Here is a 12,133-nt window from a genome sequence, read left to right on the forward strand (position 1 = left end):
GCACCAGCGAGGCGATCAGCGCGGCGTTCTCCCCGGCCCACCGCCGCCGTTGCCCGCGGTGTTGCCGAGGATCCGGCCGAAGCCGTTGTAGCCGAAGATCAGGTCCCACGCCGAACCGTCGGTGCTGCCACCGATGTAGGGCTTGGGCGAAGGCCACAGCTCGGTCGCCACGACCCACCAGAACGAGCTCACCATCAGCACCGCGGCCGCCACGCCGAGGTCGAGGGCCTTGCGCCCCCAGCCGTTGCGGCTGCCCACCAGGTAGGCGACGACGAACGCAGGCAGCACCATCCAGGCCTGCAGCATCTTCGTCATGAACCCGCAGCCGACCAGGAACGCGGCCAGCGCGATCCAGCTCGTCGAGCGGCGACCGGACACCGCCCGCGTCATCGCGCAGGCGGCGGCCACCACCAGCAGCACCAGCAGCGTGTCCGGGTTGTTGTCCCGGTTGATCAGCACCGTGATGGGGCTCAGCGCCAGCACCAGCGAGGCGATCAGCGCGGCGTTCTCCCCGGCCCACCGCCGAACCGTGCGGTGCAGCAGGAACACGGCGGCGACACCGCACACGACCTGCGGGAACAGCACCGCGAACTGGTTGAACCCGAAGACCTTCACCGACAGCACCTGCAACCACAGGGCCATCGGCGGCTTGTCGACGGTCACCACTCCGGCGGCGTCGAACGAGCCGAAGAAGAACGCTTCGAAGCTCGTCGACATCGACTTCACGGCCGCCGAGTAGTAGCCGTTGCCCCAGGAGCTCCCGATGCCCCAGAGGTAGAGCACTGCCGCGAGCGCGCAGGTCCCCACCAGCGCGAGCCGGCGCCACACCGGTGGCGGCCCTCCGCTGTCGGTTCGCTGCGGCACAGCCTCCTCGACTGCGATCATGACATTTCCTCTTCCTTGGCCGGGGCCGCGAAGACCCACGAGCGGAGCAGTACGAACCGCAGAGCGGTACCGACCACAGAGGACAGAACGAGGACCAGGATCTCCAACCAGCGCGACGGATCCGCCGAGTAGGCGTGCAGTCCGAGCAGCGCACCGGAGGTGACCACGTAGTACAGCGCGAACACGATCAGCCCTTGGGCGTGCACCCGTCCGGACGTGCCTCGCTGCTGCAGGAACGTGTACCGGCGGTTGGCCTCGGTGTTCCACAGCGTGGTGACGGTCAGCGCCACCAGGTTCGCCAGCAGTGGTGGCCACCAACCGCGCAGGATCGCGTACAGCACCGAGGTGAGCGCCGTGGACACCAGGCCGATCGCGCCGAACGAGACCAGCTGCCACAGCAGCCCGTTCTCCCGCTTGGCCAGCACCGCCTGCGGGTGCGCGGCGCGTGGCTGCGGCCGTTGCGGCAGCCCCGGGACCCGCGCGGCTCCGGTGATCTTCGCGCGCGCGACCCGCACGAGCCCGGCGATGTCGTCAGTAGCGGTGCGCACCACGTTGACCCGCGTGTCGACGTCCTCGACCCAGTCCACCGGCACCTCGTGCACCCGCAGGCCGTTGTGCTCGGCCAGCAGCAGCAGTTCGGTGTCGAAGAACCACGAGTCGTCGCGCACCTGCCGCAGCAGCGGGCGGATCACGTCGGTGCGCGCCGCCTTGAACCCGCACTGGGCGTCGGTGAACCGGGCACCGTGGGTCCACCTGATCATCTTGTTGTAGCCGCGGGAGATCATCTCTCGCTTCCCGCCGCGGACGGTCCGCGCACCGGGCGCCAGCCGGGAACCGACGGCCAGGTCGGAGTGCCCGTTGACCAGCGGTGCGACCAGCGGCAGCAGGGCGTCCAGCCCCGTCGACAGATCCACGTCCATGTAGACCACGACGTCGGCGTCGCTGTACCCCCACGCGGTGCGCAACGCGAGGCCACGCCCCTTGCGGTCCAGGTGCAGCACCCGCACGTCGGGGATCTTCCGGGCCAGCCCGTGCGCCACGTCCAGCGTCGAGTCCGTGCTCGCGTTGTCCACGACGGTGATCGACCACGAGAAGGGGAACCCTTCGCCCAGGTATCCGCTCAGCACTTCCAGGCACCCGGGAAGGGAACGTTCCTCGTTGTAGACCGGGATCACCACGTCGACGGTCGCGGTCCTCGACGCGCGCTGGGCCCTGTCGGCCCCGATCTCGATCTGGGTTGTCGCGGGGCCGAGCTGCGGCACGGCACTCATCTCCACCACCTCTCATCCGGTTCCGCATCCATCAAGCCCGACGCACGTGCAAGCGCCGTTGACGGAAGCTGGGAATCGGCTGGGAGTGCTCACCCCCGGCGGACGTGCAGCCAACTCACACGGTCCTCCCAGCCGGGGCCGCCACCCTCGACGCGGGAAAGTCCGTTCCGGAAAGGAATCCGCGCATGGCCGCACGTCTGCGTCTGCCGCTCTCCCGCACCGGGGAGCCGAGATGGTCATCGCCCGCCCGCTGGGCGGTGCTGGTGCTCGCCGCGTTCCTCAACACGTGGGCGCTGTCGATCAACCAGTGGGCCAACACCTACTACTCGGCCGCGGTGCTGGGGATGACGCGAAGCTGGAAGGCGTTCTTCTACGGCGCGCTGGACGCGGGGTCGTTCATCACGGTCGACAAGCCGCCGCTGGCGTTGTGGCTGCAGGCGCTGTCGGCGCGGGCGTTCGGGTTCAACACGTGGAGCCTGCTGCTGCCGCAGGCCATCGCTGGCGTGATCGCGGTGTGGGTGGTCCAGCACGTGGTGCGCCGGGGCTTCGGTCCCGCCGCCGGCGTGCTGGCAGGACTCGCGCTGGCGGTGACGCCGATCGCGGTGACGATGGCCCGCCACAACAACCCGGACATGCTGCTGACCTTGCTGCTGGCGCTGTCCCTGTGGACGGCCTCCAACGCCATCCGCTCCGGCAGGCTGATGCCGCTGGTGTGGTGCGCGGTCTCGATCGGCCTGGCGTTCAACACGAAGATGCTGCAGGCGTTCTTCGTGGTGCCCGTGATCGCGGTCGTCTACCTGGTGGCGGCCCGCCCGACGTGGCCGCGCAAGCTGCTCAACCTGGGCGTGGCGGGTGTCGCGATGGCGGCGGTGAGCCTGTCGTGGCTGCTCGTGGTCGACCTCGTGCCGAGCTCGGCCCGGCCGTACGTGGGCGGCAGCACGAACAACACCGTCCTGGACCTGCTGCTGGGCTACAACGGCCTCGGCCGCGTCGAGGGACAGGCCCGGATCATCTCGCCCGGGATGATGGGCGGCGGCCCCGGTGGCGGGTCACCGGGTGGCGGCATGCCCGGCGGCGGGGCACCTCCGGGCGGGGGCACGCCCGGAGGGATGGACGACTCCAGCTTGACGCGGCTGTTCAGCGGCGAGGTCGCCCCGCAGGTCGGCTGGTTGTTCCCGCTGGCGCTGTTCGGCGCGATCGCGGTGGTCGTGCACCTGTGGCACCGCCCCCGGCACGACGCCCAGCGCGCGGACTTCCTGCTGTGGACGGGAACCCTGCTGGTCACGGCAGGAGTGTTCACCTTCGCCTCGGGCATCTGGCACACGTACTACACGGTCGCCCTGGCCGCGCCGCTCGCCGCGCTGGTCGGCATGGGCGTGATCGCCATGTGGCGCCTGACCCGCGACACCGAGTGGTGGGGCCTGCTGCTCCCGGGATCGATTGTCGCGACCGGTTTCTGGAGCGCCCACCTGCTCGGCCAGGACGAGGACTTCCTGCCGTGGATGGGAACCGTTGTCGCAATCGTCTCGCTCGTCGCCGGTGTCGCGATCATGGTTCCACTGCTCCTCCCGCGCGGCAGGGGTGACGGGAAGCGTCGTGTCATCGCGGCCGGTGCGCTGGTGGGAGTCCTCGCGTCACTCGCGGGCCCCACCGCCTACGCGGTGACCCCGCTGTCGACGCCGGTGCAAGCGACGTTCCCCTCCGCAGGTCCCAGCGGTGGGTCGGGCGGACCGGGTGACGGGCGCGACGGTGGGCGCGCGATGGCCGACGGCGGTCAGCAGTCCAACGGCATGCAGCCGAGCGGGATGCGCCACAACGGCAACCAGCCCGACGGGAACCGGGGCGACGGTGGGCGCGGTGCACGGGGCGAGCGGTCAAGCGATGAGCAGGTCAGCTCGCAGCTGATGCGCTACCTCACCGATCACCAGGAGGGCGAGACCTGGCTGGTGGCGGTGGTGGGATCGATGGTCGCGGCGCCGGTGATCCTGGAGACCGGTCAGCCGGTGATGGCCGTCGGCGGCTACAACGGCAACGACCCGACCCCGACCGTCGAGGAGCTGGAGCGGCACGTCGCGGACGGCGAGCTCCGCTACGTGTGGACCAGCGGGTCCTCGGGCGTGCGGAGCATGGGCGGCGAGGCGGACACCGCCGTGGTGGACACCTCCATGGCATGGGTCGCCCGGCACTGCGCGATCGTCAGCCCCGCCGCCTACGGCGGTGACACGACCTCGACCACGCACCTCCACGACTGCCGCGGCGCGGCGTGACTCACAGGTGCGCGTTGCGCGGTTTGGGCTGGCAGACCGGGCAGGTGTAGGAGGAGCGGTTCATCCACGCGTCGCGGCGGATCGAGGCTCCGCAACGCGGGCAGGGCTTCCCGCCCTGGCCGTAGACCGCCAGCGAGCGGTCGAAGTAGCCCGATTCGCCGTTGACGTTGACGTAGAGCGCGTCGAACGAGGTGCCGCCCGCGTGCAGCGCTTCGCCGATGACGTCGGTGACGACCTCGAACAGTTCGCGGACCTTGGGACGGGTCATGGACGCGGTCGGCCGGGCCCAGTGCAGCTTGGCACGCCACAGGGCTTCGTCGGCGTAGATGTTGCCGATCCCGGAGACCAGGCTCTGGTCGAGCAGGGCGCGCTTGATGCCGGTGCGACGACCGCGCAGCCGCTCGGTCAGCCTGGCCAGGTCGAACACGGGCTCCAGCGGGTCGGGTGCGATGTGCGCGACCGGTTGCGGCAGTGCCACGCCGTCCACCTCGACGAGCTCGGCCAGCTGCAACCCGCCGAAGGTGCGCTGGTCGACGAACCGCAGCTCGGAACCGCCGTCGGCGAAGCGCATCCGCACGCGCAGGTGCTTCTCGTCGGGCGCGTCGGTGGGCTGCACGAGCAGCTGCCCGCTCATGCCCAGGTGCACGACCACTGCTTCGCCGTCGGTCTCCTCGGGACCGTCGCCAAGTTCGATCCACAGGTACTTGCCGCGCCGGCGGGCCGCGGTCAGCACCCTCCCGGCGAGTCTGGCCGCGAGGTCCTGCGCTCCGGGCACGTGGCGGCGCACAGCACGCGGGTGCAGCACTTCGACGCTGGAGAGCTTCCGGCCCACCGCATGATCGGAAACACCGCGGCGGACCACCTCGACCTCGGGCAACTCAGGCACGAACACATCCTGACCCACGCCCGGAACGCACCTGGAGGCGGGCGTGAAAAAGGGACATGATCCAGGGCTCGGGCCCTGGATCATGTCCCTTCGTCACGGTCGGTTCGCGATCGAACCGACCGACTCACGATGCGGAGTCCGCCGAGTCCTCGGCCTGCACGGCGTTGACCTGCTCGTTGAGCTGGCGCCACGCCGATTCGGCCGCCTTCTGCTCGGCTTCCTTCTTGGTGCTGCCGTCGCCTCGCCCGTAGGTCTGGCCACCGACCGCCACGAAAGCGCTGAACTCCTTGCGATGATCAGGGCCCTCTTCCTCGACGCGGTACTCGGGCACGCCGAGAGCCGCGGAGGCGGTCAGCTCCTGGAGGCTGGTCTTCCAGTCCAGACCGGCTCCGCGCTGCGGAGCCTCGGCCAGCAACGGCTGGAAGAGCTTGTGCACGACGCCGCGCGCGACGTCGATGCCTTCGGCCAGGTAGACGGCGCCGAGCACCGCCTCCAAACCGTCCGCGAGGATGCTCGCCTTGTCACGGCCCCCCGTGAGCTCCTCGCCACGACCCAGCAGCAGGTACTCGCCGAGTCCGCCCTCACCGAGCCCGCGGGCCACCCCGGCCAACGCGTGCATGTTGACCACGCTGGCGCGCAGCTTCGCGAGCTGTCCCTCCGGCAGGTCCGGGTGCTCGTTGTAGAGGTGATCGGTGATCACCAGTCCGAGCACCGCGTCGCCGAGGAACTCCAGCCGCTCGTTCGGCGGAAGACCGCCGTTCTCGTACGCGTACGAACGGTGGGTGAGGGCAAGGGTGAGCAGCTCGGCATCCAGTTCGACGCCGAGCGCTGCCAACAACGGAGCCCGATCGATTTGACGGGCCCTCGACTGCTTTCCCCCCACTACGTGACCGCCGCTCAGGCCGGCTGAACGACCTGACGGCCGTCGTACTGACCGCAGGCCGGGCAGACGACGTGCGGCAGCTTCTGCTCACGGCAGGAGCGGTTCGAGCACTCGACCAGCGTCGGCGCCGAGGTCTTCCACGACGAACGGCGGTGACGGGTGTTGGCCCGGGACATCTTGCGCTTCGGGACGGCCACGACTACTTCTCCTCTTCGGTACCGCCGAGCCGCTCTTGAAGCGCGGCCCAGCGAGGATCAATGGTCTCATGCGTGTGCTCGGGGGCGAGTTCGGCCCACTTCACGCCGCACCCGGAGCACAGCCCCTGGCAGTCCGGCGAGCACACCGGCGCCGAAGGAAGCGACAGCAGCATCGCGTCCCGCACCACCGGTTCGAGGTCGATGAGGTCGTCCACGACCCGCTCGACCTCATCGTCATCGGTGCTGGTGTCAGTCGCGCTGTCCGGGTACGCGAAGAGCTCCCGGACCTCGATCTCGATCTCCTCGGAGACCGGGTCGAGGCACCGGACGCATTCACCGGTCAGCTGGGCCGACGCCGTGCCCGACACCAACACGCCCTCCACCACGGACTCGGCCAGCAGATCGAGCTCCACCGGCTCGCCCTCGGGCACCTTGATCATGTCGAGCCCGAAGCCGGCGGGCGCCGGGGCCTTGCGCGTGTAGGCACGGCTGCTCCCGGCCCGGTGGCCGATCTCCCGGGTGTCGATCACCCACGGGCCGGCTTGCGCAGTGCGCGTTTCATGGCTCTGAGACATCACGAATTTCGGTGCTTGGTGAACGGGCATTTGGCCGATCTTGGGAACGGACCACGACGAATCGGGCACTGCACCCCAAGTCAGCCCTCCCAGCGTACGTGACGTCCGTCCGCGAACGACACCAGCCCCTGTTCAAAGCGGTTCCGCGGCCAGAGCGGGCGGCTCAGTTGGCGCCCGCGGAGGGCTGCCACTCCTCGTAGTCGAAGGGCGCGCCCATCGGGCTGCGCAGCTGCTGGCGGCCCTTGCCGACCGTGCGCAGCGTGCGGCCGAGCAGGTCCTCGAAGTCGGCCAGGCGGGAGTCGACGTAGGCGTCGCACTCGCTGCGCAGCCGCTCGGCCTCCTCGTTGGCCTCCTCCGCGATCCGCTTGGCCTCGGCGCTGGCGGCCTGCGCGACCTCGGTGTCGGTGACCAGGCGGGCCTGCTCGGCCTTGCCCTCGTGCACCGACTGCTCGTAGGCGGCGCGCCCGGCCTGCACCATGCGGTCGGATTCCGACTGGGCGCGGCTGATGTAGTCCTCGTACTCGCGGCGGCCCGCGGTGACGGTCTGCTCGGCCTGGCCGCGCGCGTCGGAGAGCAGGTGGTCGGCCTGCTCGCGGGCCTCGGCGAGCAGCTGCTCCGCTTCGGCCCGGGCTTCGGCGATGGTGCGCTCGGCCTCGCTGCGGGCCTCCGCGACCGACTTGTCCGCCTCGGTCTGGGCCTTGGTGACCACCTCGTCGCGGTGGTCCAGCACGTCCTGGGCGTCGTCGAGCTCCTGCGGGATCGCGTCCCGCACGTCGTCGAGCAGCTCCAGCACGTCACCGCGGGGCACCACACAACCCGAGGTCATGGGGACGCCACGCGCCTCTTCGACGATCGTGACCAGCTCGTCGAGGGCCTCGAACACCCGGTACACCATGATCTCCCTGCAGTCGTTCAGCGCCGCGCCGCTCAAGCATGTCAGAACGCCGCGCGATGCCGATCACGGGCCGTTCCCCTCCACAGTCTGCCTGCGCGACCCGCGTACGCGGGGGAAATCCGCCATCCGCGTGTCAAGCCCTCGTTCGCGCACGAACGAAAAGGGAACCTCCCGACCACAGGAGTGGAAGGAAGGCCCCCTTGTTCACGTCAGGCAAGCACCGAAGGTGCTTCCTCTTTCACCACCTGAGCAACTCGCACCGCCGCGGGTTCTGAGGCGTCGTCTGGCGAGGACGGCCGCTCCGCCGTGTATCGGACATACATCAGGAGTGGCACCCGCAGTCCAGACGGCGTCTCAGGTTCCGCTACCCGCACCGATCAGCAAAAGGATCAAGCGTTGATGTCGGTGAGGGCGAAGGTTTCGTAGTGGTCTTGCGTCCAGAAGAACTCACCGGCTTCGCCGACGACGAAGCGGCGGGCGCCGCGGTCGTCGCTGCCGGGGGTCTCCACGGTGTACTCCTTGTAGTACCCGTCCGCGCAGTCGGGCAGGAGCCCTTCGCGGTTGCCGAAGGTCTGCCCGTCCTCGGGGTACGGGAAGGGGCCGCCGGCCTTGATGAGCTCGACCGTCTCGGCGGCTTCGGGCGGCAGGGACGACAGGGGGACCTGGTCGAACCCGGTGGTGTCACCGCACTCGGCCTGCGCGACGACGGCGGCCGGGGCGGGGGCGGCGGAGAAGGCGCTGGACTGGAAGCCGACGAGCCCCGCCACGGCGAGCAGGGCGGCCAGCAGGATCTGCACTGACTTCATCATGTCGATCACGCTAACGGCGGCAGGCCGTCACGCTGCGGAAATGGCGGGAACCCGAAGGGAACCCCGCAAGATTCACAGAAGTTCGCGTGACCGGGAGGTCAACCGTTCTCGGCGATGCGCTCGCGCAGCCGCTGCTCGATCTTCGGCGGGAGCAGGTTGGAGACGTCGCCGCCGTAGGTGGCGACCTCCTTGACCAAGGAGGACGCCAGGAAGCTGTAGAGCGGGTTGGTCGACATGAACATGGTCTCGACCCCGGAAAGCTGCTGGTTCATCTGCGCCATCTGCAGCTCGTAGTCGAAGTCGCTGACGGCGCGGAGGCCCTTGACGATCGCGCCGATCTCGTTGGCCTTGCAGTAGTCGACCAGCAGGCCGTGCCAGGAGTCGATGCGCACGTTGGGCCACTGGGCGGTGACTTCGCGCAGCATTTCGAGGCGCTCCTCAACGGAGAACAAGCCCTTCTTGCTCTTGTTGATCAGCACCGCGACGACGACCTCATCGAACAGGCCGGACGCTCGCTCGATGATGTCCAGATGACCGTTGGTGACGGGGTCGTAAGAACCTGGACATACCGCACGCCTCATGTGCTGGGACGTTAGCAGCCGGAACGGCAACCCCCCAGATCGACGTGTCCTGGCTCACCGCTGTTCGATCACGGCCCAGTGCACCGACGTGTCGCCGTAGCGCTTGGAGCGCAGCGCCTCCAGCGGGGCGGGCCAGTCCGGGTCACCGCTGCGGACCGCGCGTTCGACGATCACCACGCTGCCCGGCCCGACCCAGCCGTTGGCGACGAGCCCGTCCAGCACGCGTTGCAGCAGGTCACCGGGCAGGTCGTAGGGCGGGTCGGCCAGGACGACGTCGAACGGCTCGGCGGTCGCCGCGGCGGTCAGCGTCTCGGCCTTGGCCTGCTCGACCCGCACGTCGCGGAATCCCAGGGTGGTGGCGTTGCGCTTGAGGATCTGGGCGGCGCGGCGGTCGGATTCGACGAAGGTGGCGTGCCCGGCACCTCGGGAGAGGGCTTCCAGACCCAGTGCTCCGGAACCGCCGTAGAGGTCGAGCACGCGGAGGCCGTCGATGTCGAGCATCGTCTCCAGCGAGTTGAACAGCGCCTCGCGCACCCGCTCGGACGTTGGCCTGGTTCCCTTCGGGGGCACTTCCAGGCGTCGCCCGCCCGCACTCCCCGCCACGATCCGCGTCACCCGGACATCGTCGCGCACCGCTGGTGGGCAGGTGTTTCGCGGGTCCGCCGCCACCGCGCATCTTACGCCCGCGAACCGGCCTCGACGGCAGGCGGGACACGTCGGGCGGTGCGGCATCGCGCGTACTCTGTTGGGTCTGCCCACCGCGCCAGACCGGGAGAAAGTCACAGGTGTCCGAAGCATCCGAAAAGCAGGCCGAGATCGCGGTCGAGCAGGAGCACGTGGACCGCGTGTACGCCCGGCTCGACGAGCTGCGCTCCGAAGCCGAGGCGATGCGCGACAAGAGCTACGAGTACGGCCGGGAGGCGACGCCCGAGGCGCTCAACGAGCGGGACGTGATGCTGCACCACGCCAACCGGACGTTGCAGGCGCTCAACGCCGAGTCCGAGGGCTTGGTGTTCGGCCGCCTGGACCTCGGCACCGGGGACGCCGTGCACATCGGCCGGCTGGGCATCCGCGACCAGCGCTTCGACAACCTGCTGGTGGACTGGCGCGCCCCGCTGGCCGCCGCCTTCTACCAGGCCACACCGGAGCACCCGCAGGACGTGATCCGGCGACGGGTGATCCGCTGCTCGCGCGAGCAGGTGGTCGAGGTCTCCGACGACCTGCTCGACCCGGACCGCGCACCGTCGGACATGCGGGTGATCGGCGACGGCGCGCTGATGGCGGCGCTGACCCGCTCGCGCGGCGAGACGATGCGCAACATCGTGGCCACCATCCAGAAGGAGCAGGACGAGGCGATCCGGGCGCCCGAGAGCGGCGTCACCGAGATCACCGGCGGTCCCGGCACCGGCAAGACGGCCGTCGCGCTGCACCGCGCCGCCTACCTGCTCTACCGGGAGCAGCGCCGGCTCGGCGGACCGGGCGTGCTGGTCATCGGCCCGTCGCCGGTGTTCATGAGCTACATCTCGCGGGTGCTGCCGTCGATGGGCGAGCACAACGTGGAGCTGCGCGCCCTGGGCGAGGTGCTCGACGGCATCAGCGCCGGGAAGGTCGACGACCCGCGCACCGCCGAGGTCAAGGGCTCGTCGCGGATGGTCAAGGTGCTGCGCCGCGCGCTGCGCCTGCCGCCGCCGGACGCCCCGGAGACGTTGCAGCTGTTCTACCGGGGCGCGGTGCTCAAGCTGGAGGCCGACGACCTCAAGCGGATCCGCCGCACCCTGCACAACAAGGGCGGCCAGCCGAACAAGACCAGGATGAAGGCCGCCGACGCGCTGTTGGAGGCCCTGTGGCAGCAAGCCCGGGGCCTGGCCGGCGGCGATTTCCAGCCGGACCGCGACCAGCTGATCAGCGAGATCGGTGAGCGCATCGAGTTCCACCGGTTCCTGGTCGCCTGGTGGCCCGCGCTGTACCCGATGCAGGTGCTGCGCTGGCTGTCCGATCCGGAACGGCTGGCCCGCGCGGCCCGGCGACTGCTGGCGGCCGAGGAGGTCGACGCGCTGGCCAAGTCGTGGGCGGAGGTCTCCGAGTGGACGGTGGCCGACATCGCGCTGATCGACGAGCTGCGGGTGCTGATCGGCCCGCCGCCCAAGCGCCCGCGCCGGGCCGAGCCCGAAGCGGAGCAGCCGCGCCGCGCCGTCAACTACGACGAGTACGCGCACGTGGTGATCGATGAGGCGCAGGACCTGTCCCCGATGCAGTGGCGGATGGTCGGCCGTCGCGGCAGGCACGCGAGCTGGACGATCGTGGGCGACCCGGTGCAGTCCTCCTGGCCGGATCCGGCGGAGGCCGCGACCGCGCGCGAGGAGGCGCTCAGCGCCCAGCGCACCCACCGCAAGTTCACGCTGCGCACCAACTACCGGAACTCGGCGGAGATCTTCGACTACGCCTCGGACGCGGTCCGCGACCTGGTCAACCCGGACGACCTGCCGACGGCGGTGCGCACCACGGGCGTCGAGCCGGACGTGCGCGAGGTCCCGGCGGACCAGTTGGCCGCGACGACCCGGGACGCCGCCCGCGACCTGCTGGAGCGGGCCGAGGGCACGATCGGCGTCATCACCACGATGGACCGCCGGGACGAGGTGCGGGCCTGGCTGTCCGATGTGGACGATTCCAGGCTCAGGGTGGTCGGCAGCCTCGATTCCAAGGGCATGGAGTACGACGCGGTGGCGGTGGTCGACCCCGACGGCCTCGCCGCGGAATCGACCACCGGCCGGCGGGCGCTGTACGTCGCCCTGAGCCGGGCCACGCAGCTGCTCACGGCGATCCGCCCCGGCTGACATCGGGGGGTGGCCCGCCGGTCCGACGGGCCACCCCCTTCGCGACCTGT

At 70.1% G+C, this 12,133-nt stretch carries 12 protein-coding genes; 2 read left to right on the top strand and 10 right to left on the bottom strand.

Going from position 1 to position 12,133, the window contains the following annotated elements; genetic code table 11:
* Positions 1 to 15: 15 nt before the first annotated feature.
* A complete protein-coding gene (locus E1202_RS26005; protein ID WP_207918927.1) occupies positions 16 to 885 on the bottom strand; it encodes an ArnT family glycosyltransferase in 870 nt (289 codons plus the stop codon).
* Entirely contained in the window at positions 882 to 2,156 is a 1,275-nt protein-coding gene (locus E1202_RS26010; RefSeq protein WP_132685774.1) for a bifunctional glycosyltransferase family 2/GtrA family protein, read from the bottom strand. Before E1202_RS26010 ends, E1202_RS26005 begins: the two co-directional genes overlap by 4 nt.
* A gap of 185 nt (positions 2,157 to 2,341) precedes the next feature.
* Here E1202_RS26010 and E1202_RS26015 point away from each other — a divergent pair, with 185 nt between their 5' ends.
* A complete protein-coding gene (locus tag E1202_RS26015) occupies positions 2,342 to 4,423 on the top strand; it encodes an ArnT family glycosyltransferase (protein ID WP_132685776.1) in 2,082 nt (693 codons plus the stop codon).
* Position 4,424: 1 nt separating this feature from the next.
* Here the strand turns inward: E1202_RS26015 and mutM are convergent, their stop codons facing one another.
* From mutM to rsmD, 8 genes are all read right to left on the bottom strand, one after another.
* Complete coding sequence (gene mutM, locus E1202_RS26020) at positions 4,425 to 5,309, bottom strand: bifunctional DNA-formamidopyrimidine glycosylase/DNA-(apurinic or apyrimidinic site) lyase (RefSeq protein ID WP_132685778.1); 885 nt, start codon at positions 5,307 to 5,309, stop codon at positions 4,425 to 4,427.
* A gap of 124 nt (positions 5,310 to 5,433) precedes the next feature.
* A complete protein-coding gene (rnc, locus tag E1202_RS26025) occupies positions 5,434 to 6,192 on the bottom strand; it encodes a ribonuclease III (protein WP_132685780.1) in 759 nt (252 codons plus the stop codon).
* A 14-nt stretch (positions 6,193 to 6,206) separates the two neighbouring features.
* On the bottom strand, positions 6,207 to 6,389 hold the full coding sequence (gene rpmF / locus E1202_RS26030) for a 50S ribosomal protein L32 (protein ID WP_125091036.1): 183 nt from the start codon (positions 6,387 to 6,389) through the stop codon (positions 6,207 to 6,209).
* A 2-nt stretch (positions 6,390 to 6,391) separates the two neighbouring features.
* A complete protein-coding gene (locus E1202_RS26035; RefSeq protein ID WP_165943995.1) occupies positions 6,392 to 6,964 on the bottom strand; it encodes a YceD family protein in 573 nt (190 codons plus the stop codon).
* A gap of 163 nt (positions 6,965 to 7,127) precedes the next feature.
* The gene (locus E1202_RS26040; RefSeq protein WP_132685827.1) at positions 7,128 to 7,856 is read right to left on the bottom strand and encodes an SPFH domain-containing protein; all 729 of its coding nucleotides are present in this window, start codon (positions 7,854 to 7,856) and stop codon (positions 7,128 to 7,130) included.
* Between the two features lie 392 nt (positions 7,857 to 8,248).
* Complete coding sequence (locus E1202_RS26045; RefSeq protein ID WP_132685781.1) at positions 8,249 to 8,668, bottom strand: ribonuclease domain-containing protein; 420 nt, start codon at positions 8,666 to 8,668, stop codon at positions 8,249 to 8,251.
* A gap of 98 nt (positions 8,669 to 8,766) precedes the next feature.
* The gene (gene coaD, locus E1202_RS26050; RefSeq protein ID WP_132676528.1) at positions 8,767 to 9,249 is read right to left on the bottom strand and encodes a pantetheine-phosphate adenylyltransferase; all 483 of its coding nucleotides are present in this window, start codon (positions 9,247 to 9,249) and stop codon (positions 8,767 to 8,769) included.
* A 54-nt stretch (positions 9,250 to 9,303) separates the two neighbouring features.
* Positions 9,304 to 9,864: a 16S rRNA (guanine(966)-N(2))-methyltransferase RsmD gene (gene rsmD / locus E1202_RS26055; RefSeq protein ID WP_132685782.1), complete on the bottom strand. Its 561-nt coding sequence runs from the start codon at positions 9,862 to 9,864 to the stop codon at positions 9,304 to 9,306.
* Positions 9,865 to 10,034: 170 nt separating this feature from the next.
* Here rsmD and E1202_RS26060 point away from each other — a divergent pair, with 170 nt between their 5' ends.
* Complete coding sequence (locus tag E1202_RS26060; RefSeq protein WP_132685784.1) at positions 10,035 to 12,083, top strand: HelD family protein; 2,049 nt, start codon at positions 10,035 to 10,037, stop codon at positions 12,081 to 12,083.
* Positions 12,084 to 12,133: the final 50 nt, after the last annotated feature.

It is taken from the genome of Saccharopolyspora karakumensis (assembly GCF_004349225.1).
In the GTDB taxonomy this organism is placed as follows: Bacteria; Actinomycetota; Actinomycetes; order Mycobacteriales; family Pseudonocardiaceae; genus Saccharopolyspora; species Saccharopolyspora endophytica.

What these genes read in the sequence shown, in the direction of transcription:
- E1202_RS26045 (WP_132685781.1), bottom strand. Translation starts at nt 8,668, where the DNA reads ATGATGAAGTCAGTGCAGATCCTGCTGGCCGCCCTGCTCGCCGTGGCG.
- E1202_RS26010 (WP_132685774.1), bottom strand. Translation starts at nt 2,156, where the DNA reads ATGAGTGCCGTGCCGCAGCTCGGCCCCGCGACAACCCAGATCGAGATC.
- coaD (WP_132676528.1), bottom strand. Translation starts at nt 9,249, where the DNA reads ATGAGGCGTGCGGTATGTCCAGGTTCTTACGACCCCGTCACCAACGGT.
- E1202_RS26005 (WP_207918927.1), bottom strand. Translation starts at nt 885, where the DNA reads ATGATCGCAGTCGAGGAGGCTGTGCCGCAGCGAACCGACAGCGGAGGG.
- E1202_RS26015 (WP_132685776.1), top strand. Translation starts at nt 2,342, where the DNA reads ATGGCCGCACGTCTGCGTCTGCCGCTCTCCCGCACCGGGGAGCCGAGA.
- E1202_RS26035 (WP_165943995.1), bottom strand. Translation starts at nt 6,964, where the DNA reads ATGTCTCAGAGCCATGAAACGCGCACTGCGCAAGCCGGCCCGTGGGTG.